Genomic DNA, 26,429 nt, shown 5'->3' with positions numbered 1-26,429 from the left:
GCGGCAGGTTAGGTGGATGGTTTGATCAGGATGGTGCTCAGCAGTTCCAGCTTGCCGTTTTCATAGGTGAATTGGTAAAGGCCATCGCTGCCGATAACCAGCAGCCGCCCGTTGTCCGGGATCACATCAAAAGCGTTGATCTGAAAATGCTGCTCCAGCTTCAGCGCCATTACGTCCGTGGCATCGTATACTTTCAGTCCCTCGTCGCACACAAACAACTTGCCTTTGTCTATGCCCAGTCCCTTGGGGTTGGTCATACTATACTGCTTCAGCAGCGTGGGAGAGGCGATGTTTTGCAAATCCACGATCTGGAGCTCGTTGATGGCCAGGCGGCAGGCGGTGCCCGTGCTGAGGGTAACATAGGCATAGCGCCCATCGGTTACTACAGGGTCACAGCTAACCACGTGCTGGTACTGCGAAAGGTGCCTTGGGGACTCCGGCTGCTGGACATTATAGATATGCATCCCGGTCTGGGTGCCGATAAACAGCTTATCCTCAAAGGGGAAAATGGTCTCGATGCCGACTCCAATTGGCACCCGCTGCCCCTGCTGGGGGTCTTCCGGGTTACTGATGTCAAACAGGTTGAGGCCAAAATGGTCCACGGTATACAGGTGGTTGCCGCTAATGGCGAACCTGGCCATAGAGCCTCCTGCCCCCTGCGCACCGTCATTTACAGGTGTAGGGTTGGTATCGCTGGTGCAAGAAAACAAAGTGCCAGCCCCCAATACCGCCAGGGCGATGAAGTATAACCTGTTCATATTATTCCCCTTTTCTGAGTTCCCAACCTACAATAACGGCATCTTCAGGTGCGCCAGCCATGGAATACGCTACCCCCAGGTTGTCAGGAGGCAGCAAGGGTGGCAAGGCGCCGCGTACCCGTTTGGCAACTTCTATGCTGTTGAAATCGCTCAGCTTAATGGCCACAAGATCCACAGCATTATCAACGTATAAAACATTGTCCTTCAAGGCCATATCCACGCAACCCGGCACTTGTATAAAGGCAATATTGACAGGTGCCTTCGGGTTTTGGTTGTTGATGATGTGCACTCCTTTGTAGGGCTCGTTTATGAGGATATAGTGGCCGTAGCGGTAGATCTTGCCAGGGTTGGCGATAGTTCTTGGCTCCTTCCTGAGGATGGATGTTTCCAGTTGCTGGCGGCTCATCAGTATCGGGGAGTACGCCGTTTCAGGCATGGGCTCATCGCCACCCGGGCAAGAGCAAAGCAGGGGCAATAGCAGCAGCAACAAAAGGTTCTTAGCTTGTTTTCTCATCGTTCGCGCACCTTAAAGTATAGATGATGGAAGGTATAAAAAAATTAGTATAGTTCAATATTAACTTTACGTTATTATACTTACACCAGTTAAAATCTTCCAACGCCTCCCTCAGCATAAAGTGTAAATAGAACAGGGATTGCCCCTTGTCCCCGAACTCTTAAACTCAAAATGCCTATCTTTGCCGCAAATAACACCCGCTTATGAGACTGCAGACCGATTTCCCCTTAAAACCCTACAACACCTTCGGCATCGACGTGAAGGCCAAGCTCTTCGCACGGTTCGACACGGTGGCAGAGCTGCAGGAGCTGCTGCAAATGCCTGAACTGCGACAGGAGCCCAAACTTATACTTGGCGGTGGCAGTAACCTACTCTTTACCAAAGATTTTGACGGGCTTGTGCTGCAGAATGGCATAAAGGGAGTGGAGAAAATAGCGGAAGATGAGGAGCATGTGTACCTGAAAGCGGGCGCCGGCGAAGTATGGCACGAGTTTGTACTTTATACCTTGTCGCAGAACCTGGGCGGGCTGGAGAACCTGTCGCTGATACCAGGCACGGTAGGCGCGGCCCCGCTGCAAAACATTGGCGCCTACGGTGTGGAGCTGAAAGACGTGTTTCAGGAGCTGGAGGCAGTGCATATCGAGACCGCGGAGGTACGCAGCTTTGATAACGCAACCTGCCGCTTTGGCTACCGCGAGAGCGTTTTCAAAAATGAGCTAAAGGGCCAGTACATCGTAACGCACGTGACCTTCAGGCTGCATAAAAAGCATACCCTGAACACCACTTACGGCGCCATAAAAACCACGCTGGAGGAAATGCAGGTGCAGGAGCCGACCATACAGCACGTAAGCGCCGCCGTGTGCCATATCCGACAGAGCAAACTACCAGACCCGAAGCAAATCGGAAATGCAGGCAGCTTTTTCAAAAACCCGGAAATACCGCTGAGCCAGTTCGAGGGGCTGCAAAAACAATACCCCGGCATCCCTTCCTACCCGGTTTCGGAAACAACCGTGAAAGTACCGGCCGGCTGGCTGATTGAGCAATGCGGCTGGAAGGGCAAGGTCATCAATAACTACGGGGTGCATAAAAACCAGGCGCTGGTACTGGTAAACTATGGCGGGGCCAGCGGCGAGGACATCCGGAAACTGGCTTTCGAGGTGATTGCCTCAGTGGAGCAAAAGTTCGGCATCAGGCTGCATCCGGAGGTGAATATCATGTAAATTACGGCTGGTTCCGGCAGGTAAATTTATACTTGGTTTGCCCTAACCATTTGCCTCTTTCTGCGCTATATAGTGTACTGTATGACCTTTTACCAGTTACTATTATGCGTGTGAAAAATATTTTACTCTACCTGTTCCTGTTTTTATCGAGTAGTGCGCTAGTCTCCTGCGATGACGACGATGATGCACAGCCTGAACCCACTAAAACTGAAATCATTACATCCGGCGAGTGGCGGGGCGACAAGGTTTTGCTCAACAGCATCGATGTGTCCCTGATTCCCGGGGTTGGCGAAAATGCGAATACCTTCCAGACGCTGCGGCTGAACGTGAAAGCGGACAAAACCTACAAGGCTACTTTCCAGGTCAACGGCCAGGATCAAACCTATGAGGGCAAATGGGAATTTAACAGCGATGAGACGCAGATTACGCTGGAGAACCTGGGAGTGCTTGACATCGAGCGCCTCACCATGACGAACATGGACCTGAGCACCACCATCAACGTGGACAACCTGAATCTGCTCGGAGACATCATCGGAGTGGACAGAAGGCTGATACAAGCCTTTACCGGAGGAAACCCTGTGAATGCAGAACTACGGTTTGTGAAGTAGCCATACTTTAAAGAGCGCTGGCTCGGTAGGAAAAGCTACCGGGCCAGCGCTCTTTTCAGGCTATTCTATACTTATACCCTTATGGACTCCTTGATGCGCACGAACTGCTTGGCATGTAGTGTGGATTCCCCTCCTTGGAGGGGCTATGGGTGGGGTTAATAAAAAAATAATGGCAGATAGCGCACAACCTGATATTGGCATTATTCTTTCCGCTCTATTTCTTTCGTTTCCACTTTCACGGCATTGTCCTGGGGGTGGATACCGCGGTCATGCTCGCGGGAGTATACTTGCGTGAACTCGGCACCGAGCAGGAAAATGACAGCCGCATAGTATACCCACACCAGAATCAGCACCAGCGAGCCTGCCGCGCCGTAGGTATCGGCCAGGGGGTCGTGCTGGAAGTATATGTTGAGCACATACTTGCCCAGCACAAACAGGATAGCCGTTACCGTGGCGCCCACCCATACATTGGGCCAGCGAATTTTGGCATCGGGGAGCACCTTAAAAATGGCCGCGAAAATGACGGCGCTGATAAGGACGGAAACCAGCACATTGCCTACCGTAATCAGGTATACGGCAACGCCCGACATCTCCTGCCGCAGAAAATCGCTGACCAGCCCCATCACAATATCAACAGAGAGCGACACCAGCAGCAGAAAGCCCAGGCTCACTACCAGCGCCAGCGACAGCACGCGGTCCACCACCAGTTTCAGCCAGCCCAGCTCCGCCTTGGCTTTAACCTCCCACATAGCGTTCAGGGAGTCCTGCAGCGACACGAACACGGTGGTGGCCGAGAAAACCATGGTGGCCACGCCTACTACAGTACCAATGGTGGTGGAAGCGGAACGGTCGGCGTTCTCGATGATGTTCTGGATTTGCTGGGCGCTGCTGCGGCCCACAATGCCGCCAATCTGCTTGGCCACCTCCCCTTGCACCGCCTCGTCGCCAAACACGATGCCGGCTATGCGCAGCGTGATGATGAGCACGGCAGGCAACGAGAAAATCGTATAAAACCCAATGATAGCTGCCCAGTCGAGCGGCCTGTCTTCTGAGAACTTTTTAAAGGTTAGCTTGGTGAGTTTCCAGCTTCGTTTTAACTGTTTGTTCATGCTCCAGTTGCTTTTCAGCTCCTATTGTACGGCACTCACAGCACTACGATACAGTGGAACAGCTACGCCAGCACCAGCCGGGCCAGGTAGTTGCCCGTTTCCCCTTCCAGCAGCAGTTCAAACGTATAGCCATGGCTTAGCGCATGGTCCTCCAGAATGGAAGGGTCGATGAAGAGCCAGTTAAACCAGCCGCTTTCCTGGTCTTTATAGGTCATGTTATACTTTACCTCCCCGTAGTAGCCGGCGTTCAGGTCCAGCAGCACAGAGCCGTCTTCCTCCTCGTACATATACAGGATGTCGGACGACTCCAGCAGGATTTGCCCGCCGGGCTTGAGCAGGGTTTTGGCATGCTCCAGGAAATGCGCCAGCCCGTCCAGGGTGCCGGCTATACCGATGCCGTTCATGAGCATCAGCAATGTGTCATACTTCGCGTCCCGAAGGTCGAACAGGTTTTGGCGCAGCACCTGCTTGACTCCCTGCCGATGCATGGACTCCACCGCCCCCTCCGAAATGTCCAGGGCAGTTACCTCCACTCCACGCTGCTGCAGTGCCAGGGCGTGGCAGCCAGCCCCCGCGCCTACATCCAGCACGCTTCCACGGCACGCATCCAGGGCGAGCAGTTCCAGTTCAGGCATGTGCTCCTCCGTCCGAAAAAGGTAATACACCGGAATCACGTCATCCTCGGTCAGGTTACTTTCCACGGTGATCTCTGCATTTTCGGCCCCTGCCAGGTAATCCAGCACTGCAGCGCCAATCGGGTCATTTTTCATGTACTCTTATACTTTCAGGTCTGCAATTTCGGCACAAAAGCCGTCCGGACAAACTCAATTTATACTTATCAAATGATAAAATTCGAAGACAGTATATACAGTTATCACTGCATCAGCCGTTTATATTAAAAATAGTAGTATCGTGATATTGCATATCTGCGAAACTTCAATAGATTTAACATCGTTTTTTGGAAGCAAAGCCTATGTCACTTAACGCCTTCAGCCATAACCTGCTCATGAACCCAAAACTGGAAGCCAAGTATTTGCGCCTGGAAGAGCTCAGAAATCCTTTATTGGATGAGCTGGACGGCCTGGACCATCAGCAGTTGAATGCAGCCCCTGCGCCCGGCAAGTGGAGTATAAACCAGCATGTGGCCCACCTTATTCTGGTGGAGCAGCGCATACTGGAAAATGTTCGCTATAAGCTGCAACGGCCCGAGGAACTGCAGGACGTGCCTTTTGCACAGGAGGCGAAGGCCCTGCTGATGAAGGTGGCGCTGCACTCGGGGCAGAAGTTTAAAGCCCCTGACATCGTGGCCAACGTGCCGGAGGTATCAGAGCTAAGTGTCTTGCGCAAGCAGTGGGACACGATGCGCTTTGAGCTGGAAGACGAACTGACCGGGTTCCCTCCCGCGCTGCTGGCAAAAGGTGTGTTCAAGCACCCGGTGGTAGGCTACCTTACCATTTGCCAGGCCCTCAATTTTCTGCAGGATCATTTCATTCACCACAAGCAGATTATGATGGCCCAGAAGGAGGCACTCATCAACCAACTACAGGCATAACCGTCTCTTCTCCATAACATCTTTATTTACTGTATATCAAGCCAATAAAGTTCATATCATAAAGTACAAGTTTAGAACCAACTTATACTTTCTCCACAGGTTTCCGGCACAGCACTTCGATATAAATTCAGGCTGGCCATGCTCTCCTGCTCCGCATAACTATAAGCCCTATTCGGGAGTATAGCAGCAATGGGCAGCAACAGTATGATGTATGGAAGACAACCACCTTGGAGTAGACTTCGGCTCCAAACTAGCCGGGACAACGGCCGCCGCCATGGTGCAGCAGGGCGAGCTGCATGTATGGCAATGCGAGAAAGGAAACGATGCGGACCAGTGGCTGCAGGAACTTGTGCGGCAACTAAAGCCAAATGTGGTCTATATCGACGCGCCGCTAACACTACCCAAAGTTTATGGCTTTGCGGCACAGAGCCCTGCCGCTGATTTCTTCTACCGCCAGGCAGACCGGGAAGTGCAGGCCATGTCGCCCATGTTTCTGGGTGGGCTTACGGCGCGGGCCATGCGGCTGCGCGCGCAGCTGGCAAACCAAGGCATTGCCATGCTGGAGACCTACCCTGCCGAGGCCAGCAGGCTGCTGCTTCCCCAACTGCAAGGCTACAAAAAAGACCCTGCCGCGCTTCCGGATTACACTGCTGCCCTCCAGCGTATCCTAAAGTATAAGCTGCATGCTTTACCCGGGAACTGGCACCAGGTAGACGCCATACTTTGCTGGCTTTCAGGCCACAGGCATCAGCAACAGCAATCTATACTTTACGGCGACCCGTATGAGGGAAGGATTATCGTATAACCCCTGCTTAGAGGTCGGCAGCTGTCTCCAGGGTACGAAACTCCATCTGCAGCGCCTTAATCTTCACTTCTGATCCGGTGGCAACATTACCGCTTATCGCGTCCTTGCGCTCATTGAGCCGCTCCAGGACCCGCTTGGCCATTTCCCAATCCTCGTTTGTCCAGTTCTCTTTTTCTACCCGTACGCGCTCCATAAAGGCTTCGTAGGCGGCCTCTACATTTGTTTCATTCAGCGTAGTGGTGGCCCAATCTCCAAGTAGGTTTTGTTCCCATTCTTCCATCTCTCCAGCGGAGTGGCTGCGCTTATACTCTTCATCGGCATCCTGGAACTCCTGCTTCAGGTTCTGGTAATCCTGTTTGAGTTCATCGGTAAAGTTTTCCTGCTTGCGGTCCAGCTCCTGGGTGCGTTTGCTAAAATCTTCCCGGGCCCGTTTCCAGTCTTCCTCCGTGCGGTCGGCCACGCTAGCTGTAAAGTCATTTACCCAGGCCCTGAAGTCGCTCAGGTCGTCCTCTACCTGCTGCTCGCGGGTAGCGGTGCAGGAGCCAAGTAAAAGCCCTGCCAGCACAGCACATGTGCCTAAGATTCTAAACATGTCCTTCATACAATATCGTTGGTTATGTGGTTCTATACGCTCAGATACGACACAGGTAAACTATAAGATATTATCTTTCAAAACTTAAAGAAGGCATGCTTAAACCCTGTCTTTACACCCTCTGCCACCCAACCGCCGCAGCAGAAAACTTCAAAATATGATAACCCTATGGGAACAGCCTCGTAAATAATCTTTAAGCAAGAAAATATTAAACTTATTTTACAATTGCTATATTTTTTGATAGTAATAATCACCCATCACACCACCTCTTAGGAGGAAACAGTTGCAATAGCTTATACTTCGAGTATGCATTCGTACCGCACAAGTGAAGTATAAGCTATTTACTTTTTGGCCTCAGCAACTCGTACCGCCCCCTTGTTCCCGTCTGCCGCAACCTCAACCTGTTTCCGTATATCTCCTGCCCAAGCCGACGCGAAAGCATCAAACCAGGTTTGGATTCCTGCGGAACTTAGGTTACGCCCCCTGCACAGCCGCACCGACTTCTAGTCCCTACTGTATGTATAGACTGCTCGCACGCCTAACTTTAGCGACAGGTTTGGAGTAAGTGTCAGTGAGAAAGACAGTGTGAAATGTGGTTACTTCATACTTGCCGAAGTATAAGCCACATTAACCGGACACTTTCCTTAACAACCCAAAAGAAACTATGGAAAACAACCAGGCAAAGCAGGAGGATTTTATGCGGGAGGCCATCAGGCTATCCCTTGAAAAGATGCAGGAGGGCTTCGGCGGGCCATTCGGCTCCGTCATCGTTCGGAACGGGGAAATAATTGCCAGGGGCTATAACAACGTGCTCCGCTCCCACGACCCCACGGCTCATGCCGAGATGGAAGCCATCCGCGCGGCTACCCAGGCTCTCGGCACCCACGACCTCTCCGACTGTGAGCTGTACGCCAGTTCCCAACCTTGCCCGATGTGCATGGGCGCCATTTACTGGGCGAGGCTGAAAAAAGTATACTTCGGCAACCGCCACGAAGACGCCGCCCGCATCGGCTTCGACGATTCCTTTATCTATGAGGAGTTGGAAAAGCCGCTCCAGAAAAGGCGCATCCCCATGGTGCAGCTACTCCCGGAGGAGGCCAAAGTAGCCTTTGAGGCCTGGGAAAAGAAGCCGGATAAGCAAAGGTATTAGAGAGTTTAGGAGTTAGGGGGTTTGGGAGTTTAAAGCTTTATAGCAGATGGTTGTGGCTAGGATCCTTCAGCATTACCGGGTCCAACCACCCTGGCCCCTCCTTAGCTAAGGAGGGGAGTTCTGTAGCTACTGATGCTGAAGTATAAGTTTCATAGCCTCCGTTCTCGCACGGACAGGTCGCGACCTTTCCCTACAAGTATAAACCTAGCAGGCGATTACACCCCTCAGAGCTGCGCTCGCTAGCTCAAAACTCCCGTTTTGGCTAGTCCTCAAGGGGACAGTTTGTGCTTGCATAGTTCCCTGTCATCTCGAGCAGCGCGAGAGATCTACCGGGATTTCTCTTCAGATCTCTCCCGATGGTCGAGATGACAGCAGTGGCAGCGGCTAGCGGATTGCTTCCCAGCCTTTGGGTTGAGCGCCTTGTGCATGTTGCGGTGCCGCGGATGCGGCAGCCGGAGCAGCGCGGAGGCAGCTTCAGGCACACAGCGCGATGCCCGAAGGCGAGGCCTCCCGGCCTAGGAGGGAGCCAAAATCAGAGGTGCAACGAGACGTTTGTGGGAACTAGAGGATGAAAGGTGGCTAGCAAGGATAGCTTGTGTCAAGCTGAAGGAAGCGGTGGCTAAGGAAGTATAGCCCAAGTATAAAGTATGGCTTTTCAAGCCAGTTGGGTTGCAAACCCAACATCATAAGTAGGCACGAGTTGCAAACTCGCGCCAGCGGGGGAAGTATAGCCGAAGTATAATTAAACGGATTTGGAAATCCGCAGCAGGACTGGTTCCGGACACGGATGTCGGGAACAGCGATGTGCATAACCAGAAAGTATAAAGTATAGCCAAGCTAAATATCCCCACCTCAAACCATCTAACAAAAAAGCGAGGGCTATACTTTTCCAAGTATAGCCCTCGCTTTAAATAAAGTATAACTCAGCTTAGCGCTTCAGCATATTCGCCAGGTTGCCGAGGCCACCACGCTTGCCAGCCATCTTGTTCATCGAGCGCATCATCTTGCGCATGTCGTTAAACTGCTTCATCAGGTTGTTTACCTGCGTGATGTCCGTACCGCTGCCTTTGGCAATTCTGGCGCGGCGGCTGCCGCTGATCATATCCGGGTTCTCGCGCTCTGCCGGGGTCATCGATTTAATGATAGCCTCAATTGGCTTAAAGGCATTATCATCGATCTCCACATCCTTCAGCGCCTTGCCAACGCCCGGTATCATGCCTACCAGGTCCTTGATGTCGCCCATCTTTTTAATTTGCTCCAGCTGTGTCAGGAAGTCGTCGAAGTTGAACTGGTTCTTGCGGATCTTCTTGTTGATACGCTTGGCCTCTTCCTCGTCGAAGGCCTGCTGCGCGCGCTCCACCAGGGAGATCACGTCGCCCATGCCCAGGATACGCTGCGCCATACGATCGGGGTAGAACAGATCCAGCGCCTCCATCTTCTCCCCTGTGGAGATAAACTTAATCGGCTTCTCCACCACCGCGCGAATCGAAAGGGCCGCACCACCACGGGAGTCACCGTCCAGCTTGGTCAGCACCACACCGTCGAAGTTGATGCGCTCGTTAAAGGTCTTGGCCGTGTTCACCGCATCCTGGCCCGTCATGGAATCTACCACAAACAGGGTTTCAGACGGCTTGATGGCCTTTTTGATCTCCTCTATCTCTTTCATCATCGCCTCATCCACGGCCAGACGACCGGCGGTATCGATGATGACTACTTTCTTGTGCGTTTTCCTGGCGTGCTCAATCGCGTTGAGGGCAATCTGCACCGGGTTCTTGTTCTCCGGCTCTGTATAGGCCTCCACACCCACCTGCTCAGCCAGCACCTGCAGCTGCGTAATCGCGGCCGGACGATACACGTCGCAGGCTGCCACCATCACAGAGCGACCTTGCCTTTTAATATAATTAGCCAGCTTGCCGGTAAACGTTGTTTTTCCAGAGCCCTGTAGACCGGAAATCAGGATAATTGCCGGATCGCCCTTCAGGTTGATGTCCTGCTTCTCCCCGCCCATCAGTTCGGTCAGCTCCTCGTGCATGATCTTCACCATCAACTGGCCCGGCGATACGGCGATCAGTACATCACGGCCCATGGCCTTCTCCTTGATGTTATCGGTGACAGTCTTGGCTACTTTATAGTTTACGTCGGCATCCACCAGGGCGCGGCGCACCTCCTTGATGGTCTGGGCTACGTTAATTTCGGTAATGCTTCCCTGGCCTTTAAGCGTTTTAAAGGCGCGGTCTAGTTTGTTACTTAAATTATCGAACATCTTTTTTCTGGATTTACCTACAAAAGTAAGGATTCTCAGGAATACTTACCACTTTATTGCACAACATCAGAATTTACGCTTCCGGCCCTGCAAAGTATAGCCACAACAGCCGATACATTGCTGCGTAAAGCCTTTTGTGAAACATTTATTCACTATATTTGAAAGCTAACGCCTATTGCCGACCGCTTTGAAAGAAACTGAACTGACAGACATACTTTACATCTCCTACTACTGGCCGCCATCCGGAGGGCCGGGCGTGCAGCGTGGGCTTAAGTTTTGTAAGTACCTGCCCCAGTTTGGCGTGCGGCCCACCGTGCTGACGGTAGATGAGAAACAGGCCTCCTATCCCCTTCTGGACGAATCCTTTGCCGAGGAAGTTCCCGCCGAGCTGCCGGTGTACCGCACGGCCACCTCAGAGCCTTTCGAGTACTATAAAAAACTGTCCGGCAAAAAGGAGATTCCCTACAGCGGCTTTGCCAACCAGCAGGCCAAGGACACGCTGGTAGACAAGATCTTCAAGTTTGTGCGCGGCAACCTGTTCATACCCGACGCCCGCGTGGGCTGGAACAAGCATGCTATACGCAAGGCGGAGGAATTGTTGCAGAGTGGCAAGTATAAAGCCATCGTCACGACCAGCCCGCCGCACTCCACGCAGCTGATCGGCCTGAAGCTGAAGCAAAAGTATAACCTGCCCTGGGTAGCCGACCTGCGCGACCCCTGGACCAACATCCATTACTACGACCAGCTGCTGCACACGCCTCTTGCCAAACGCCTCGACCAGAAGTATGAGCGACAGGTGCTGGAGCAGGCAGACGCCGTGATTGTGACAAGCGAGGATACCAAGCGCCTCTTCCTCAACAAGCCGGCAAGTATAGATGCCCGCAAGCTGCATGTTATCACCAATGGGTATGACGGAGCCGACTTCACTTATCCCAGCAACCCTCCCAAGGATGAGTTTCTGATAACCTATACCGGAACTATCACCGAGCAGTACAACATCGATGTGTTTTTGAAGGTGCTGGCCCACCTGCTTTCGGTGCACAGCGAGATAAACTACAAATTGCGCTTTGTGGGCAAGGTGTCGGAAGGGATGAAGAAGCGCATCGAGAAGGCCGGTGTGCTGGGCATCACGGAGTTTATACCTTACGTGCCGCACCAGGAGGCCATTAAGTATATGATGGAGAGCACGGTGCTGTTCCTGGCCATAGCCGATGTGGAGAATGTATACGCCAATGTGCCGGGCAAGCTGTTTGAGTACCTGGCCTCCAACAAGCACATCATTGCCTTAGGGCCGGTGCACTCCGACATGGACCACATCATCGACGAGTGCGGGGCCGGCCGTCTGTTCCACTACACCGCCTATGACCTGATGCTCGACCACATGACGCAGCTGAGCCGCGCCTGGAAAATAAACCCCAACCTGGACCTGCCCTACATCAACCACTCCCGCTTCTCCCGCGAGGCCCTGACAGGGGAACTGGCCAGGATCATCAAAAAACTGCTCAAGTAGTTAAAGTATACTTCCATTTTCCGGCAATGTCGTTCTGCCGGGGAATACCACCTTCTGCTCCCTCGCTCCTGCTACCTTTCGGGTTAGAAATCGTAGCTATACTTGCTTTCTTATAAAGTATAAATTCCTGTAAAATAGACTTTGTGCTCATTTTATACTTGCCATTATACTTGCTTTTTCTCCTTTAGAAATTGTAGCAGCTTACGTTTATACTTACCCCGAGCAGCCTTAAAGCCCGAATTTTGCGTGTCTTTTTATTACCGCAAATTATTATGAATACCCCTTCTTACAGCCATGGCGCCAACACCACTCCTTTGCTAGGCGAAACCATCGGACAGAGCCTGAAAAGAACAGTTGAAAAGTACGGAGACCGCGAGGCGCTTGTGATGGTGGAGCAGAATTACCGCGCCACCTACCAGGAATTCTGGGAGCAGGTAGAGCAGGTTTCCAAGGCCTTGCTTGCCTACAACATCAAACGCGGCGACAGGGTGGGCATCTGGTCTGCCAACCGCTACGAGTGGGTGCTGGTGCAGTTTGCCACCGCCCGCGTAGGCGCTATACTTGTCACGATAAACCCCGGCTATAAAACCAACGACCTGCAGTATGCGCTGCGCCAGAGCCGGGTAAACCTTTTAATAGCGGCACCCAACTTCAGGCAGACGAATTATGTGGAGATGCTGGAAGCCATACGCCCTACCTGCGAGTATCCAAAGCAAACCGTAATTTTCGACCGCGACTGGGAGGCTTTTCTGGAGGCCGGCAAACGTATAAGCACCGCAGAGCTGGAGGCACGGGAGCAGTCGCTAACCTTTGATGACCCGATCAACATACAGTATACCTCCGGCACCACCGGTTTCCCCAAAGGGGCCACCCTTTCTCACCACAACATCCTCAACAACGGTTTTTTTATCGGGGAGATTCTGAAGTATACCCAGCAGGACCGCGTATGCATTCCGGTGCCCTTTTACCACTGCTTTGGAATGGTGATTGGCAACATGGCCTCATCACGCACGGCGCCACCATGGTCATCACAGCCGCCTCTTTCGACCCGGAGCAGGTGATGCAGATCGTGCAGGACGAAAAATGCACCTCGCTCTACGGCGTGCCCACCATGTTTATCGCTGAGCTGGACCATCCCAACTTTCATAAGTATGATTTCTCCACGTTGCGTACTGGCGTCATGGCCGGCTCCAACTGCCCCATCGACACGATGAAAAAGGTGCAACAGCTGATGCACATGCAGGAAGTAACCGTGTGCTATGGCATGACCGAGACAAGCCCTGTCTCCATCCAAAGCCGCCCGGATGCCCCGCTCGACAAGCGCGTTTCGACGGTAGGTACCGTGCACCCGCATCTGGAAGTAAAGATAGTGGACCCGGAAACCGGGCAAATCGTGCCGCGCGGCGAGCAGGGCGAACTCTGCACCCGCGGCTACTCGGTGATGCTCGGGTACTGGGACATGCCGGAGGCCACTGCCAAAGTATTGCAAAATGGCTGGATGCACACCGGCGACCTGGCGGAGATGGATGAAGAAGGCTATGTGAAGATCGTGGGCCGCATCAAAGACCTCATCATCCGGGGTGGTGAGAACATTGCCCCCCGCGAGGTGGAGGAGTTTCTGATGACGCAAAAGAATGTGGTGGACGTGCAGGTAATCGGGGTGCCGGACGCCAAGTATGGCGAGCAGGTTATGGCCTGGGTAAAGCTGAAAGAGGGCGCCACCACCACACCGGAAGAACTAACCGCCTACTGCAAAGGGAAAATCGCCACCGTCAAAATCCCCCGGTACTGGAAGTTTGTGGAGGAGTTCCCGATGACGGTGACAGGAAAAATCAGAAAGATGGAAATGCGGGAGATATCCACCCGGGAATTGAACCTGGCTGAAGCCACGCAGGTAGTATAAAGCTCAAGTTGCGATTGACCCACCCCTAACCCCTCCCAAGAGGGGAATAATATTACACTTGCAGGAATTCCCCTCTTGGGAGGGGCGGGGGTGGGTTTACACCTTCCCACCAAAGTAAATCGCAACTTGGGTTATAAAGTATAAAAGGGCGGCTATGATAGGTCGCCTTTCTTTTTATAGGTAGCCACTCGTGCCCGTGCATGCGTGCTTGCACTAAAATAAGTATCTTGCAGCATGATTGGGTGACCATTTTGTGCCCAAAGTATAAAGAGAGAAAATAGCATGGCACTAGACCTTAACAACAAGGCTATACTAATTACGGGCGGTACGGGCTCGTTCGGGAAGAAGTTCGTGGAGATGGTATACGCCCGATTCCCCAACGTGCGGCGGGTGGTCATCTACTCCCGCGATGAGCTTAAGCAGTTCGAAATGTCGCAGGTGTTCCCGCACAGCAAGTATAACTCTATCCGCTACTTTATTGGCGATGTGCGCGACGGCGAACGGTTTAAGCGCGCCTGCGAGGGGATTGACATTATTGTACACGCTGCTGCCCTGAAACAGGTGCCGGCTGCGGAGTATAACCCGATGGAGTGCATCAAAACCAACGTGCTGGGCGCCGAGAACGTTATAAATGCCGCGCTGGATTGTGGCGTGAAGGACGTGGTGGCTCTTTCCACGGATAAAGCCGCTGCCCCCATCAACCTGTACGGCGCCACCAAACTGTGCTCTGATAAACTCTTTGTGGCCGCCAACAACATGCGCGGCAAGCGCGACATCCGCTTCTCTGTGGTGCGCTACGGCAACGTGATTGGCTCCAGAGGCTCGGTGGTTCCTTTCTTCCTGAAAAAACGTGCCGATGGCGTACTGCCCATCACCCACCCGGACATGACCCGCTTTAATATCTCCCTGGAGGAGGGCGTGGAGCTGGTTTTCCATGCGCTGGAGCACCATTGGGGCGGCGAGATCTTCGTGCCCAAAATTCCTTCTTACCGCATCACCGATGTGGCCGAGGCCATCGGACCTAACTGCGAGCAGGAAATCGTGGGCATCCGGCCGGGCGAGAAGCTGCACGAGGAAATGATCACTGAGACCGACTCCCTCAATACCGTGGAACTGGACAAATACTACATCATACTTCCCTCTACCCCCATTTGGAATGTAGAAGAATTTCTGAAGGCGCACAACGGCCGGATGGTCGAGATGGGCTTCAAGTATAACTCCGGCACCAACACCGACTGGCTCAGCGTAGAACAACTACGGGAGCTGATTCGCCAGCACGTAGATCCGGCGTTTATTGTATAAGTTTTGAATTAGTGACTGAGTGAATGAGTGACTTTTCAACTTTCTAACTTTGTAACCTTCTAACTTTCTAACTCCTTGTCAGAAGCTAAACATACAGAACAGCCCGATCGCCCTATTCCCTACGGCCGCCAACATATTACCGAGGCAGATATTGCCGCGGTGGTGGAGACCTTGCAATCCGACTTTCTGACGCAAGGACCGAAGGTGGCCGAGTTTGAGCAGGCCTTCGCCCGCTACGTGGGGGCCAGGTACGCCGTGGCCTGCGCCAACGGCACGGCTGCCCTGCACCTGTGCTCCCTGGCCCTGGGCGTTAGCCACGAGTCAAGAGTCATCACCACGCCCATCACCTTCGTGGCCTCGGCCAACGGGGTACGCTACTGCGGCGGCCAGGTCGAGTTCTGCGATATCGACCCCGGCACGGCCCTTTTGGACATAAACAAGGTGCGCGAGCTGATAGAGACCAAGCCCAAGGGCTACTACGCCGGCATTATCCCCGTGGACTTTGCCGGCAACCCGGTGAACCTGGAAGCTTTCAGGAAACTGGCCAACGAGCATGGTTTGTGGCTGGTGGAGGACGCGGCTCACTCTCCCGGCGGCTACTTTATCGACAGCCAAGGAGAGAAGCAGTTGTGCGGCAACGGGAACTACGCTGACCTGGCTATTTTCTCCTTCCACCCCGTCAAGCACATTGCCACCGGCGAGGGCGGCATGGTCACCACCAACAGCGAGGAACTCTACCAGAAACTCTTGCTCTACCGAACCCACGGCATCACGCGCGATCCGGCGCTGATGGAGGAGAACCACGGCGGCTGGTACATGGAGATGCAGGAGCTGGGCTACAACTACCGCATACCCGACATGCTTTGCGCCCTGGGCCTCTCGCAGCTGAGCCGTGCCGACGAGGGCTTGGAACGAAGAAGAGCGATAGCCAAAACATACGACGAGGCCTTCGCCGGCGTGGAGGGCATTGGGACGCTGAAGACTACTATGGAAGCCCTACAGGGCGAAGAGACCGGCCACGCCTACCACCTCTACGTCATCCGCGTGCCCGACCGCAAGGGACTGTACGATTACCTCAGGGAGCACAACATCTTTGCTCAGGTGCACTACATCCCGGCCCACACCATGCCCTACTACCGCAACTTGGGCTACAGCAAGGGCGACTTCCCGGCGGCTGAGCACTACTACCAAGAGTGCCTGAGCCTGCCCATGTACCCCACGCTGAGTGAGGCAGAGCAGGCATTCGTGATAGAGAAGGTGAAGGAGTTCGTGCAGCAGTGAAAAGCCTGGCCATCATACCCGCCCGCGGGGGCAGCAAGCGTATCCCCAGGAAGAACATCCGCCCTTTCCTGGACAAACCCATTATTGCCTACTCCATTGAGGCCGCTCTTAAGTCGGGCCTGTTTGCCGAGGTGATGGTCTCCACCGATGATGAGGAGATAGCCCGGGTGGCCCAGGAATATGGAGCAAGCGTACCGTTTCTCAGGAGCCGGGAGGCCTCCGATGATTTTGCCACTACGGCGCAGGTGCTCGAGGAGGTGCTAATACAGTATAAAGCGCAGGGTAAAAGCTTTGAGGTGGCCTGCTGCCTCTATCCCACGGCCCCCTTCGTGACGGCCGCGCTGCTGCAGGAGAGCTACACTAGGCTCTCAGAGGGAGATTTTGACACGGTGTTCCCGGTTCTGAAGTACAGCTACCCCATCTGGCGCAGCCTGAAGGTGGAGCAGGGCAAGGCCGTGATGAACTGGCCCGAGCACCTTTCCAGCCGCTCGCAGGACCTGCCCGCCGCCTTCCACGACGCCGGGCAGTTCTATTGGTTCAGGGTAGATAGATTTCTGAAGGATAAAAGGCTCTTCACCGGCAACTCCGGGGTGATTGAGCTCTCCGAGCTCGAGGCCCAGGACATTGACTCGGAAACGGACTGGAAACTGGCCGAACTAAAGTATAAACTGCTGCACCGCCTTGACTGAGCAAAGCACCGCCATAGCACCAGAGAGGCCACGCGTGGTCTTCCGCGCCGACGGCAGCAGCCGCATCGGCTTGGGGCACGTGGTGCGCTCGCTGGCCCTGGCGCAGATGCTCTCCGGCGAGTTCCGCTGCGTGTTCGCTGTGCAAGCCCCTGCCGAAGGGCTGGCGCGACAGCTGCGGGAGGTATGTGAAGAAGTGATTGTGTTACCGGAGCAAGAGGTAACCAGTGAGGAAGCCGTATACTTATGCGGACAGGTGCTGCAGCCGACGGACGTGGTGGTGCTTGACGGCTACCGCTTTGACACGGCTTACCAGCAAGTCATCAAAAATCACGGCTGCGCCCTGCTGTGCCTCGACGACATCCACGCCTACCCTTTTGTGGCTGACGCGGTGCTCAACGTGGCAGGCGGCGTAGAAAAAGAAAAGTATAAAACCGCTCCCTACACCAGGCTCCTGCTGGGCCCAGCCTACGCGCTGCTGCGCCCGCCTTTCCTGAAGGCCGCCGAGCAAGAAAGAAGATTTCCGGAAGGGCCGCTACGATTGCTATTGAACCTGGGCGGGGCCGACCCGGAAAACCATACCCTGCGGCTGGCAAAGGAGCTATCCGGATTACAAAGTATAAAAACCATCGAAATAGTGGTGGGCGGCGCTTACCGGCATTTGCTAGAACTGCAGGCTTGGCTCAAAGGTAAGGAAAGCATCACCCTGCACCAGAACCTGGACGCAGAAGAAATGTGCCGCCTGATGCAGCGGTGTGCCCTGGTCGTGACCTCGGCCAGCGGGGTGGCCTACGAGTACGCCGCCGTGAGCGGGCTGCTTTTCGTGCTGCAGACGGCCACTAATCAGGCAGGGCTCTACAGCTTCCTGACCTCTTCGGGCATCGCCCGAAAGTATGAGGAGCTGCCAGATGTAGACCCATCAAGTTTAGAGAAGGCTTTTGCAGGGCAGGTGCGGGAGCAGCGCCGCTACTTCGACGGCCAAAGCCCTGAGCGGCTACGGGAGGAGTTTCGAAGGCTCAGCCTCTCAGCCAGCCTCACCCTCCGGCAAGCGACCGAGGAGGACCTGCTGCTGATTTACCACTGGAACAACGCCCCCGAGGTACGGCGCCAGTCCTTTAACCCCGAGCCCATACCTTTGGCTAACCACCAGGCCTGGTTCCGGGCCAGGCTTATCGACGATAACACTCCTATTTATATTGCGGAGGTCCAAGGCGTGCCTGCGGCCCAGATACGCTTCACCATCTCGGGCACCACAGCCACCCTCAGTTACCTGATTGACGGAAACTACCGTGGCAAGGGGCTCGGGTACACGGTGCTGCTGAAAGGCGTGGAGAGGCTAAGGCGCGAGCATCCGGAAGTCAGGCTGGTGGAAGGGCTGGTACAGCGGGACAATATCGCCTCCGTCAGGGCCTTTGAGAAAGCAGGCTTCGCCTACGCGGCGCCTGACCCGGAGCACCCGGGGGCGCACCACTTCGTGCTGGAGCTAAGTGAAGTATAAACACAAGACAGAAAGCAACATGATTCAAGATATCAACATCGCCGGCCGCCTGGTCGGTCCCCATCACAAGCCCTTTATCATCGCCGAGATGTCGGGCAACCACAACCAATCGCTCGAACGTGCCTTAGCCATAGTAGATGCCGCCGCCGACGCGGGCGCTGACGCCATCAAGCTGCAGACCTACACGGCCGACACGATGACCCTGCCCGGCGCGCTCACGATTGAAGACGAGGGCTCGCTGTGGAAGGGCCGCGAGCTCTACGACCTTTACAAAGAAGCCTACACCCCCTGGGAGTGGCACCAGCCTATTTTTGACAGGGCCCGGGAGCGGGGCATGCTTGCCTTCTCTTCCCCCTTCGACGAGACGGCTGTGGACTTTTTAGAGGAGCTCGGGGCGCCGGTGTACAAGATTGCCTCCTTCGAGAACACCGACCACCCGCTCTTGCGCCGCGTGGCTGCCACGGGTAAACCTGTGATCATGAGTACGGGCGCGGCCACGGTGCAAGAGGTGGCAGAGGGCGTCGAGGTGCTGCGGGCGGCGGGCTGCCGGGAGCTTATCCTACTCAAGTGCACCTCCACCTACCCGGCCACGCCGGAGAACACCAACCTGGTGACCATCCCGCACCTGCGCGCGCTCTACGGGGTGCAGGTGGGCCTCTCCGACCACACCATGGGTGTGGGCGCCGCCGTAGCCGCCGTGGCTCTGGGGGCGACGGTGATTGAGAAGCACTTCACCCTCCGCAGGGCCGATGGCGGGGTGGACTCGGCCTTCTCGCTCGAGCCCGAAGAACTGCGCACGCTGGTGGTGGAGTCGGAAAGGGCCTGGCTGGCGCTGGGGCAGGTGCAGTACGGCGTGCAGCGGGCCGAGGAGAAGAGCCGCCTGTTCAAGCGCTCGGTATACGCGGCCCAAGATATCAAGGCCGGGGAGCCGCTCACCAAGGAGAACATCCGCGTTATCCGCCCGGGGCTGGGCCTGGCCCCCAAGCACTACGACACGTTGCTGGGCAAAGCAGCCAGGCAGGACATCAAGGCCGGCACGCCGCTCAACTGGGATTTAGTTTAGCTCATGCATAAGTGGTTTACCCGCTATAGCGAAATCTTGTACCTGCACTTTTCAGAGGCTTTTCTACGCCTCCCGGAAAGTGCCAAAAGCGTCGTATCCCCCCAAAACCCGCTGATGCGCCTGCTAAAAGTGGCCGGCTATACGGTGGTGCGCCTCTTGGGCAACCTGTTTGAGTCGGTAGAGCGGCCGGAGAAACTGCGCGGCAAGGTATGGCTGTATGTGGTGAGCCAGAATAATTACGACAGCCTCAAGTTTATAGAAGAAGCCCTGCCCGAAGCTGTGTTTGTAGCAGGTCAGCGCAAGCAGATTGGCAAGTATAACGCAGTGGTAGAGCGCCTTTCGCTGCGGAGCAAACTGCTGTACTACTACAAATTTATTCCGCTACTCCTTCATTTTTTAAAGTATAAAAAGGCCAGTACCACCCGTTTTTTCGATGTACTTTTTGATGCCGTGGGCTTTTACGAAGTATACCTGCGCAAGCTGCAAACCTATAAACCCAAGGCCATTGTCTTTGCCAACGACCACAACGCCGATGCCCGCGCTTTGCTCCTGGCGGCAAAAAGTATGGGCATCAAAACCATATACATCCAGCACGCCAGCGTCAGCCCCATGTTTCCGCCCCTGGCTTACGACCTGAACCTCTTGGAGGGGCAGGATGCGCTGGACAAGTATAAACTATGCGGTCCGGTAGAAGGAAAGGTAGAACTGATTGGCATGCCCAAAGCCGATGCCTACATGCCCTTCCGGAATAAAAGCGAAACCATCCAAACTATCGGTATTGGCTGTAACCTGATGGATGACCTGGGAGAGGTTGAAAAAGTACTCATTCAACTTACCAGAGAGTTGCCCACGATCCGCATCCTCCTCCGTCCCCACCCGCGAGACACCCGGAACTTTGACAGACTGCAACGTATAAGCCCTCAAATCAGCCTCTCCGACAGCCGCTCAGTACCCACATTCGACTACCTGCGCCAGGTGGATGTGCAGCTCAGCGGCAACTCCGGTATCCACCTGGAGGCAGTCCTGCTCAACGTCTGGTCCATCTTTTACGACTTTAACCCGAAGCACAAGCTGGTGGACTATTACGGTTTTGTACAACATGGCCTGATTGATGCCATGGCAGGTCCGGAAGAATTAATATTTATGCTCCGAGAGAATATGGAGCACAAACCCAGCGTTTACAGTAGAGCAAGCTACTTTAACGCAACTGTAGGAACCCCATTTGATGGCCGTAGCGCAGAATTAGCGCTGAAGCACCTCCGGGAGTTCCTGCTTTAATACCATATGCAATACATCTACGATTATACATTACAGCACTTTCACATCCTCTACCCCAAGGCAAAAAACCTAACGTTTAACTATGGCGCAGGCGGTGATGCCAAAATCACCATCCAAAAGTATAGCGGCAGCTTCTTTGAGAAGAAACGCCCGCGTCCGCAGCAGTTCGTCTGGAAGGAATGGCATGGGGAGCGACTGCCTTTCTTTTTTGAGGAGGACGACCAGGCAGAGCTCATCACCTACCACCCGGACGGTTCGGCAAGTATAAACTACGACATCGTGGCCGCGGCCTTTTACCTGCTCAGCGGCTGGCAGGAGTACTATGGCCCGGAGCGCGACCGCTTCAAGCGCTATACTTACAAGGCCAGCGTGCAGGCAAAGCATCATTTCGTCACTAAGCCTATCGTGAACTACTACTTTGCGATGCTGCGCGAGGTGATGGAACGGGTCTATAGCGTAGCGCTGCAGCACGACCATTGGGGCAACAACAGTTTGGCCGCCTGCCTCACCTGCGATGTGGACCGTCTGCACTCCGCCTGGCGCGTGGCGGGTAAGCAACTGCTGTTCCATGCCAAGGGGCTGGACCTGACCAAGGTGCTGCTGCAAAAGGCGGTGGGAAAAGACGCCTGGAACAACCTGCCTGAGGTGATGGCCACGGCTGAAAAGTATGGCGCCAAGGCCACGTTCTTCTTCCTGCCGAGCAATCAGCGCTACAACGGTCACCCCAATGCCGACCACGACCTCACCAAGCTGAAGTACCAGCACCTGATGCAGAAGATCTCGGAGCGCGGGCATGAAGTGGCGCTGCACGGCAGTTTTGGAACAGCTAACGACCTGGTGCAGTTGAAGCAGGACCGGAGCAAACTGCCGGTGCAGCCGCAGGGCAACCGGTTCCACTACCTCTGCTACCAACCCGAAACCACCCCGCAGGTGCTGCAGCAAAGCAACCTGGCCTACGACAGCACGCTGGGCTTCTCCGAACACTTCGGGTTCCGCAACTCCTACTGCCACCCCTTCTACCCGTTTGATTTCCAGAATCAGAGGGCGCATACCTATCTGGAGCTCCCTTTGATGCTGATGGATGCCACACTTTACGATGTGAACTTCATGCACCTTACCCCACGGGAGGCGCTGGAAAAGGTACAGCCCATGCTGCAGGAGGTCGAGAAGTTTAGGGGCTTATTCACACTGCTGTGGCATAACGAGAACTACTCCCGCTACACTGAGTATGCCGTACCGAAAGGAGAACCCGGCTGGCGCGAGGTGCTGGAGAAAATCTTACAGCAGCTCAAGTCGGCTGGCACCATGTTTTATACTTGTGCCGAGGCAGCAGCCTTGGCGAAGACTGGGCATCCCCAATAACTTATAACCAACAACCACCAACTAAATACGCCGGATTTGCTATTTTTGCGGTTCACCCTGTGTAGCCCATGAGCAGAACCTTACAGCGCGAAGGAATCTGGAACACCACCATTTCGTATGCCGGCATCCTGATCGGCTATGTGAACACGGTGCTGCTCTTCCCCAATTTCATGGACGAGGCCGAAGTGGGCCTCACGCGCCTGCTGTTGTCTATCTCGGTGATGTATGCGCAGTTCTCAGCCCTGGGCTTCGTGAACATGAGCGTGCGCTACTTCCCCTACTTCCGTGATCCGGAAAAGCAGCATAACGGGTTCCTGTTCCTGCTGCTGTCGGTGCCACTGCTTGGGTTTATACTTTCCACGGCTGTTTTCCTGCTCTTCAAACCGGTGGTGGTCGAGTATTACATCGAGAACTCGCCGCTCATCATCGATTACTATTATTACCTTATTCCGCTCTCGCTGTTCACGCTGCTGTTCAACATGTTCACGGCGTACCTACGCTCGCTGTATAAAACCATTGTCTCCTCCTTTGTGCAGGATTTCCTGCTGCGCATCCTCACCACAGTGCTTATCAGCGTGTATGCTTTGGGGGTGATGGAGTTTCAAACGTTTGTGCTGCTCTACATCGTGGTGAACTCGGTGGGGGCGCTGGTGCTGGTGGGCTATACTATCTGGCTGAAGCAACTGCACCTGAAACCCTCGCTGGCGGTGATGCACATCGTGCCGCTCCGCGAGCTGTTTTACTACGGCTTCTTTACCTTGCTGGGCAGCATCTCCACCACTATCATCACGACCGTAGACCAGGTGATGATTTCCTCCTACAGCCTCTCCGACAACGGCATTTACACGACGGCCTTCTTCATCACGAGCGCCATACTTGTTCCTGGCCGTTCCATACTTAAAATTGCGCACCCGCAGGTGGCCGAGTTCTGGAAAGAGCGCGATATGCAAGGCATGGGTACCCTCTATCAGCACGTGACAATGATCAACCTGATTGTGGGGCTGCTGCTTTTTATTGGTATCTGGGCCAATATTGATAACCTTTACGACTTTATGCCCGAGAGCTACCGCAGCGGCAAGTATGTGGTGCTGTTCCTGGCGCTGGCCCGCCTGGTGGACCTGGCTACCAGCCTGAACGGGGCCATCTTAGCCACGTCGGATAAGTATAAATGGGATCTGGGCTTTAATGTGGTGCTGGCCGGCCTCACTATCTGGACGAACTGGTACTTTATTCCGCGCTACGGCATTGAGGGAGCAGCCTTCGCCTCTATGCTTTCTTTGGTAGCAATGAACCTGGCGCGCCTGCTCTTTGTGAAGGTTATCTACCACATCCAGCCCTTTACCTGGCATGCCCTGGCTATCACGGCCATCGCGGCGGCCACGCTGGGCGCCTCTTACCTGCTGCCCTACCTCGGCAACGTGTTCCTCGACATTCTCGTGCGCTCACTGCTCATCACAGCCATTTACCTGAGCTTGGCCCTCAACCTGAACATCTACCCCGAAATGAACGCCTGGCTCCGCAAAGTGATTTTCGGTATCACCGGCTGGAAGTTGTAATTCGTTGTTCGTTATTGGTTGTTAGTTATTCGATATCAGTTTGTGCATTCTCTAACACCCCACCTATCTATACTAAAATTACATGTTTTGTGTGTGCCATACACCCTCGCTCGCCTCTGGCGAGTGTGAGCTATCTAACCACTGAATACCCCGGATAAAGTATAAAGTGGTCAGAGGCCAAACTATGATTCACACTCGCCAGAGGCGAGCGAGAGCACAACTTTATAACTCTCTAACCTTCTAACTTTTTAACTTTCTAACTTTACAGACGCAAGGCATTGCGTTTCTACAACTCTCTAACACCTAAACTCTCTAACTCCCCAACTCCTAAACTCAACCTCTCTGCTTAACATAAGTTAGCACATGCCGACAAATGTAGCCCAGTTGGTCCTCCTTCAGTTCCGAGTGCATGGGCAGCGACAGGACGCTTTGGCTCAGCAGCTCCGCCACCGGAAAGTCACCTGGTTTATACTTGCCGGAAGTATACTTTTCCAGCAGGTGCAGCGGGTGGGGGTAATAGATAGCGCTCGGGATAAAGTTATCGCTCAGGTGCTGCTGCAACCCGTTGCGCACTTCAGGAGCTACTTTGATGGTATATTGGTGATAAATCTGCGAGCTATACGTCGCCCGGTGCGGGGCCTGCACCAGTTCGCTTTCGGCAAAGGCGTTGTCGTAAAAGCGGGCAATCTCCTGCCGCGCCTCATTGTACTCCTCTACATACTTGATTTTCACGTCCAGCATGGCTGCCTGCAGCGTGTCCAGCCGTGAGTTGAAAGTATACTTTCCGTCCATGCCATTTCGGGTGATTTGCAGCATTCGCTCCGCCAGTTCACTTTGCCTTGTAAAGGCTGCTCCTCCTTCACCAGAATCTAACAAAGGCTTTGTCGGGAAGAAGGAAGTATATCCCACATGTCCGATAGCACCAGCTTTTCGCTCTTTTTCATCCTCCCCTACATAAATCGCTCCAAGCGCCTGCGTCACGTCTTCCACCAGCCAGAGTTTATACTTTTGGGCCAGCGCCAACAACTCCTGCATCGGTGCGCACTGCCCGAACTGGTGTACAGCCAGAATCGCTCCTGTAGCAGGTGTAATGTAGCGCTCTACTGAGGCAGGGTCGAGCGTGAAGGTTTGCATATCCACATCTGCAAAAACCGGCTGTAAGCCTACTCCGGCCACTGTTGCTGCGATGGCCTCGTGACCAAATGCCGGAAGTATAACTTCCGTGCCGGCGGGCAGCTGCAGGGAAAGCAATGCCAGCTGCAGGGCATCGGTGCCATTGGCACAAGGCGTGGCATGCGGCACCTGTAAATGGGTGGCTATACTTTCTGCGAAAGCCTGCACCTGCGGTCTCTCCTCCATACCCATACTTGCCATCACCGCGCTGAAAGCAGCATCCAGCTCGGGCTTCAGTTTGGCATACAGTGCTTTGGTGGAGGTCATTTTAATATCTTCCATCGTAATTATTCAGGGCTGATGATACACAAATATAAGGAAGGCTGAAGCAAAGGTTATCGAAGAGGGAAAGTATAACCACTGGCGCTACCGGCAGCTATACTTGCTCCCGCTTCCACAATCACGCTGTTATTCTGAAAGCGCTTAGCTAAGTTTATGATAGACTGCTCTACAAACAAAAAAGCCTCAGCCATACTTTAACATGACTGAGGCTTTTGCTCTAAGTATAAATCCTGAAAGTATAACCTTACTGATACCCGTTTACGAGGTTAAACTCCTCTACCTTGGAATCCAGCACGCGGCCGTTCTCGCACTTGAGCACCCGCTGCGGATAGCGCTGGATGATCTCGTAGTTGTGCGTGGCCATCAGCACCGCCGTGCCGTGGTTGTTAATTTCCTGGAAAAGCTTCATAATACCGTCGGCTACAGCCGGATCCAGGTTACCGGTGGGCTCATCAGCAAAAAGTATAACCGGCTCGTTTAGCAGGGCGCGCGCCACCACCACGCGCTGCTGCTCACCGCCCGAAAGCTGGTGCGGCATTTTGTTGGCCGCTGCATCCAGGCCCACGCGCATCAATACTTCTGAAATACGCTGCTTGCGCTTCGACTTGTCGCTCCAGCCGGTTGCCTTCAGCACAAAGGCCAGGTTCTCGGCCACCGTGCGGTCGAAAAGCAACTGGAAATCCTGGAAAATGATGCCAAGTTTGCGGCGCAGAAAAGGGACTTGCTTGCGGCGCAGCTTGCCCAACTGGAACTCAGCCACGGCGGCGTTTCCGGTCTGCAGGGGCAGGTCGGCGTAAAGGGTTTTCAGCAGCGAGCTTTTACCGCTTCCTGTGCGGCCTACCAGGTACACAAACTCACCTTTCTCCACGTCAAAATTCACGTTGCTCAGCACAGTCTGCACATCCTGGTAAATCGTGACGTCGCGCAACGACACCACCGGCGAAGAGGAAAAACTCATACGTAC

At 54.2% G+C, this 26,429-nt stretch carries 26 protein-coding genes; 16 read left to right on the top strand and 10 right to left on the bottom strand.

Going from position 1 to position 26,429, the window contains the following annotated elements:
* Positions 1-8: 8 nt before the first annotated feature.
* Together C8N40_RS06745 and C8N40_RS06740 are read right to left on the bottom strand one after the other, a co-directional pair.
* Positions 9-758, bottom strand: coding sequence for an LVIVD repeat-containing protein (locus C8N40_RS06745; RefSeq protein ID WP_108211036.1), 750 nt, complete (start codon positions 756-758; stop codon positions 9-11).
* A gap of 1 nt (position 759) precedes the next feature.
* Positions 760-1,272, bottom strand: a complete 513-nt coding sequence (locus C8N40_RS06740) for an LVIVD repeat-containing protein (RefSeq protein WP_108211035.1) — start codon at positions 1,270-1,272, stop codon at positions 760-762.
* Between the two features lie 203 nt (positions 1,273-1,475).
* Here C8N40_RS06740 and murB point away from each other — a divergent pair, with 203 nt between their 5' ends.
* On the top strand, positions 1,476-2,492 hold the full coding sequence (gene murB / locus C8N40_RS06735) for a UDP-N-acetylmuramate dehydrogenase (RefSeq protein WP_108211034.1): 1,017 nt from the start codon (positions 1,476-1,478) through the stop codon (positions 2,490-2,492).
* A gap of 110 nt (positions 2,493-2,602) precedes the next feature.
* Positions 2,603-3,100: a hypothetical protein gene (locus tag C8N40_RS06730; RefSeq protein ID WP_146173526.1), complete on the top strand. Its 498-nt coding sequence runs from the start codon at positions 2,603-2,605 to the stop codon at positions 3,098-3,100.
* 200 nt (positions 3,101-3,300) lie between these two features.
* On the opposite strand, the gene C8N40_RS06725 is transcribed toward C8N40_RS06730, so the two are convergent.
* Together C8N40_RS06725 and C8N40_RS06720 are read right to left on the bottom strand one after the other, a co-directional pair.
* Positions 3,301-4,209, bottom strand: a complete 909-nt coding sequence (locus C8N40_RS06725; protein WP_108211032.1) for a YihY/virulence factor BrkB family protein — start codon at positions 4,207-4,209, stop codon at positions 3,301-3,303.
* A gap of 62 nt (positions 4,210-4,271) precedes the next feature.
* The gene (locus tag C8N40_RS06720; RefSeq protein WP_108211031.1) at positions 4,272-4,979 is read right to left on the bottom strand and encodes a class I SAM-dependent methyltransferase; all 708 of its coding nucleotides are present in this window, start codon (positions 4,977-4,979) and stop codon (positions 4,272-4,274) included.
* Positions 4,980-5,182: 203 nt separating this feature from the next.
* Between C8N40_RS06720 and C8N40_RS06715 the strand changes: the two genes are divergently transcribed.
* The gene (locus C8N40_RS06715; protein ID WP_245905029.1) at positions 5,183-5,761 is read left to right on the top strand and encodes a DinB family protein; all 579 of its coding nucleotides are present in this window, start codon (positions 5,183-5,185) and stop codon (positions 5,759-5,761) included.
* Between the two features lie 211 nt (positions 5,762-5,972).
* The gene (locus C8N40_RS06710; RefSeq protein WP_108211030.1) at positions 5,973-6,566 is read left to right on the top strand and encodes a DUF429 domain-containing protein; all 594 of its coding nucleotides are present in this window, start codon (positions 5,973-5,975) and stop codon (positions 6,564-6,566) included.
* A gap of 7 nt (positions 6,567-6,573) precedes the next feature.
* Here the strand turns inward: C8N40_RS06710 and C8N40_RS06705 are convergent, their stop codons facing one another.
* Positions 6,574-7,158, bottom strand: a complete 585-nt coding sequence (locus tag C8N40_RS06705) for a hypothetical protein (protein ID WP_245905028.1) — start codon at positions 7,156-7,158, stop codon at positions 6,574-6,576.
* Between the two features lie 664 nt (positions 7,159-7,822).
* Between C8N40_RS06705 and C8N40_RS06700 the strand changes: the two genes are divergently transcribed.
* Positions 7,823-8,308, top strand: coding sequence for a nucleoside deaminase (locus C8N40_RS06700; RefSeq protein WP_108211028.1), 486 nt, complete (start codon positions 7,823-7,825; stop codon positions 8,306-8,308).
* A gap of 928 nt (positions 8,309-9,236) precedes the next feature.
* On the opposite strand, the gene ffh is transcribed toward C8N40_RS06700, so the two are convergent.
* Positions 9,237-10,571, bottom strand: coding sequence for a signal recognition particle protein (gene ffh / locus C8N40_RS06695; protein WP_108211027.1), 1,335 nt, complete (start codon positions 10,569-10,571; stop codon positions 9,237-9,239).
* Positions 10,572-10,758: 187 nt separating this feature from the next.
* On the opposite strand from ffh, the gene C8N40_RS06690 reads away from it, so the two are divergent.
* Complete coding sequence (locus tag C8N40_RS06690) at positions 10,759-12,081, top strand: glycosyltransferase family 4 protein (protein WP_108211026.1); 1,323 nt, start codon at positions 10,759-10,761, stop codon at positions 12,079-12,081.
* Here the strand turns inward: C8N40_RS06690 and C8N40_RS22600 are convergent.
* Positions 12,074-12,232, bottom strand: a complete 159-nt coding sequence (locus C8N40_RS22600; RefSeq protein ID WP_170114032.1) for a hypothetical protein — start codon at positions 12,230-12,232, stop codon at positions 12,074-12,076. The two genes, C8N40_RS06690 and C8N40_RS22600, sit on opposite strands and share 8 nt — an antisense overlap.
* 121 nt (positions 12,233-12,353) lie before the next feature.
* Here C8N40_RS22600 and C8N40_RS23075 point away from each other — a divergent pair, with 121 nt between their 5' ends.
* The 10 genes from C8N40_RS23075 to C8N40_RS06645 all read left to right on the top strand — a co-directional run bounded on the left by C8N40_RS23075 (position 12,354) and on the right by C8N40_RS06645 (position 24,010).
* Positions 12,354-13,142, top strand: coding sequence for an AMP-binding protein (locus tag C8N40_RS23075; RefSeq protein ID WP_245905027.1), 789 nt, complete (start codon positions 12,354-12,356; stop codon positions 13,140-13,142).
* Entirely contained in the window at positions 13,028-13,984 is a 957-nt protein-coding gene (locus tag C8N40_RS23070) for an AMP-binding protein (RefSeq protein ID WP_245905026.1), read from the top strand. Before C8N40_RS23075 ends, C8N40_RS23070 begins: the two co-directional genes overlap by 115 nt.
* A 282-nt stretch (positions 13,985-14,266) precedes the next feature.
* A complete protein-coding gene (pseB, locus tag C8N40_RS06680) occupies positions 14,267-15,286 on the top strand; it encodes a UDP-N-acetylglucosamine 4,6-dehydratase (inverting) (protein WP_108211025.1) in 1,020 nt (339 codons plus the stop codon).
* Between the two features lie 75 nt (positions 15,287-15,361).
* Positions 15,362-16,567 (top strand): UDP-4-amino-4,6-dideoxy-N-acetyl-beta-L-altrosamine transaminase, encoded by a 1,206-nt coding sequence (gene pseC, locus C8N40_RS06675; protein ID WP_108211024.1) that lies wholly within the window; start codon positions 15,362-15,364, stop codon positions 16,565-16,567.
* Positions 16,564-17,256 carry a pseudaminic acid cytidylyltransferase gene (pseF, locus tag C8N40_RS06670; RefSeq protein ID WP_108211023.1) on the top strand — a complete coding sequence of 231 codons (693 nt, stop codon included), beginning with the start codon at positions 16,564-16,566 and terminating at the stop codon, positions 17,254-17,256. Before pseC ends, pseF begins: the two co-directional genes overlap by 4 nt.
* Positions 17,249-18,751: a UDP-2,4-diacetamido-2,4,6-trideoxy-beta-L-altropyranose hydrolase gene (gene pseG / locus C8N40_RS06665; protein ID WP_245905025.1), complete on the top strand. Its 1,503-nt coding sequence runs from the start codon at positions 17,249-17,251 to the stop codon at positions 18,749-18,751. Before pseF ends, pseG begins: the two co-directional genes overlap by 8 nt.
* A gap of 19 nt (positions 18,752-18,770) precedes the next feature.
* Positions 18,771-19,814, top strand: coding sequence for a pseudaminic acid synthase (gene pseI, locus C8N40_RS06660; RefSeq protein ID WP_108211022.1), 1,044 nt, complete (start codon positions 18,771-18,773; stop codon positions 19,812-19,814).
* A 114-nt stretch (positions 19,815-19,928) separates the two neighbouring features.
* The gene (locus C8N40_RS06655) at positions 19,929-21,092 is read left to right on the top strand and encodes a hypothetical protein (RefSeq protein WP_245905024.1); all 1,164 of its coding nucleotides are present in this window, start codon (positions 19,929-19,931) and stop codon (positions 21,090-21,092) included.
* 6 nt (positions 21,093-21,098) lie between these two features.
* Entirely contained in the window at positions 21,099-22,454 is a 1,356-nt protein-coding gene (locus tag C8N40_RS06650) for a polysaccharide deacetylase family protein (RefSeq protein ID WP_108211020.1), read from the top strand.
* 68 nt (positions 22,455-22,522) lie between these two features.
* Positions 22,523-24,010, top strand: a complete 1,488-nt coding sequence (locus tag C8N40_RS06645) for a lipopolysaccharide biosynthesis protein (RefSeq protein ID WP_108211019.1) — start codon at positions 22,523-22,525, stop codon at positions 24,008-24,010.
* A gap of 333 nt (positions 24,011-24,343) precedes the next feature.
* On the opposite strand, the gene C8N40_RS06640 is transcribed toward C8N40_RS06645, so the two are convergent.
* Genes C8N40_RS06640 through C8N40_RS06635 form a run of 3 tightly spaced genes read right to left on the bottom strand, consistent with a single transcriptional unit; the run spans position 24,344 to position 26,423 of the window.
* Entirely contained in the window at positions 24,344-25,465 is a 1,122-nt protein-coding gene (locus C8N40_RS06640; RefSeq protein WP_108211018.1) for a DegT/DnrJ/EryC1/StrS family aminotransferase, read from the bottom strand.
* Positions 25,466-25,518: 53 nt separating this feature from the next.
* Positions 25,519-25,656 carry a hypothetical protein gene (locus C8N40_RS22595; protein ID WP_170114031.1) on the bottom strand — a complete coding sequence of 46 codons (138 nt, stop codon included), beginning with the start codon at positions 25,654-25,656 and terminating at the stop codon, positions 25,519-25,521.
* Positions 25,657-25,709: 53 nt separating this feature from the next.
* Positions 25,710-26,423, bottom strand: a complete 714-nt coding sequence (locus tag C8N40_RS06635) for a cell division ATP-binding protein FtsE (protein WP_108211017.1) — start codon at positions 26,421-26,423, stop codon at positions 25,710-25,712.
* Between the last annotated feature and the right edge of the window lie 6 nt (positions 26,424-26,429).

The organism is Pontibacter mucosus, from assembly GCF_003054055.1.
Lineage (GTDB): Bacteria > Bacteroidota > Bacteroidia > Cytophagales > Hymenobacteraceae > Pontibacter > Pontibacter mucosus.
The sequence above is the reverse complement of the archived record's forward strand: the minus strand, read 5'-3'. Positions and strand labels throughout refer to the sequence as shown.

Bases quoted from the DNA above. Each gene is read 5' to 3' on its own strand.
- C8N40_RS06655 (WP_245905024.1), top strand. From the start codon at position 19,929: ATGCGCCTGCTAAAAGTGGCCGGCTATACGGTGGTGCGCCTCTTGGGC.
- C8N40_RS23070 (WP_245905026.1), top strand. From the start codon at position 13,028: ATGCATTCCGGTGCCCTTTTACCACTGCTTTGGAATGGTGATTGGCAA.
- C8N40_RS22595 (WP_170114031.1), bottom strand. From the start codon at position 25,656: ATGGCTGAGGCTTTTTTGTTTGTAGAGCAGTCTATCATAAACTTAGCT.
- C8N40_RS06705 (WP_245905028.1), bottom strand. From the start codon at position 7,158: ATGTTTAGAATCTTAGGCACATGTGCTGTGCTGGCAGGGCTTTTACTT.
- C8N40_RS06650 (WP_108211020.1), top strand. From the start codon at position 21,099: ATGCAATACATCTACGATTATACATTACAGCACTTTCACATCCTCTAC.
- C8N40_RS06700 (WP_108211028.1), top strand. From the start codon at position 7,823: ATGGAAAACAACCAGGCAAAGCAGGAGGATTTTATGCGGGAGGCCATC.
- C8N40_RS06740 (WP_108211035.1), bottom strand. From the start codon at position 1,272: ATGAGAAAACAAGCTAAGAACCTTTTGTTGCTGCTGCTATTGCCCCTG.
- C8N40_RS22600 (WP_170114032.1), bottom strand. From the start codon at position 12,232: ATGAGCACAAAGTCTATTTTACAGGAATTTATACTTTATAAGAAAGCA.
- C8N40_RS06645 (WP_108211019.1), top strand. From the start codon at position 22,523: ATGAGCAGAACCTTACAGCGCGAAGGAATCTGGAACACCACCATTTCG.
- murB (WP_108211034.1), top strand. From the start codon at position 1,476: ATGAGACTGCAGACCGATTTCCCCTTAAAACCCTACAACACCTTCGGC.
- pseB (WP_108211025.1), top strand. From the start codon at position 14,267: ATGGCACTAGACCTTAACAACAAGGCTATACTAATTACGGGCGGTACG.
- C8N40_RS06725 (WP_108211032.1), bottom strand. From the start codon at position 4,209: ATGAACAAACAGTTAAAACGAAGCTGGAAACTCACCAAGCTAACCTTT.
- C8N40_RS23075 (WP_245905027.1), top strand. From the start codon at position 12,354: ATGAATACCCCTTCTTACAGCCATGGCGCCAACACCACTCCTTTGCTA.
- pseI (WP_108211022.1), top strand. From the start codon at position 18,771: ATGATTCAAGATATCAACATCGCCGGCCGCCTGGTCGGTCCCCATCAC.
- C8N40_RS06745 (WP_108211036.1), bottom strand. From the start codon at position 758: ATGAACAGGTTATACTTCATCGCCCTGGCGGTATTGGGGGCTGGCACT.
- C8N40_RS06715 (WP_245905029.1), top strand. From the start codon at position 5,183: ATGTCACTTAACGCCTTCAGCCATAACCTGCTCATGAACCCAAAACTG.
- C8N40_RS06635 (WP_108211017.1), bottom strand. From the start codon at position 26,423: ATGAGTTTTTCCTCTTCGCCGGTGGTGTCGTTGCGCGACGTCACGATT.
- ffh (WP_108211027.1), bottom strand. From the start codon at position 10,571: ATGTTCGATAATTTAAGTAACAAACTAGACCGCGCCTTTAAAACGCTT.
- C8N40_RS06710 (WP_108211030.1), top strand. From the start codon at position 5,973: ATGGAAGACAACCACCTTGGAGTAGACTTCGGCTCCAAACTAGCCGGG.
- C8N40_RS06720 (WP_108211031.1), bottom strand. From the start codon at position 4,979: ATGAAAAATGACCCGATTGGCGCTGCAGTGCTGGATTACCTGGCAGGG.
- C8N40_RS06640 (WP_108211018.1), bottom strand. From the start codon at position 25,465: ATGGAAGATATTAAAATGACCTCCACCAAAGCACTGTATGCCAAACTG.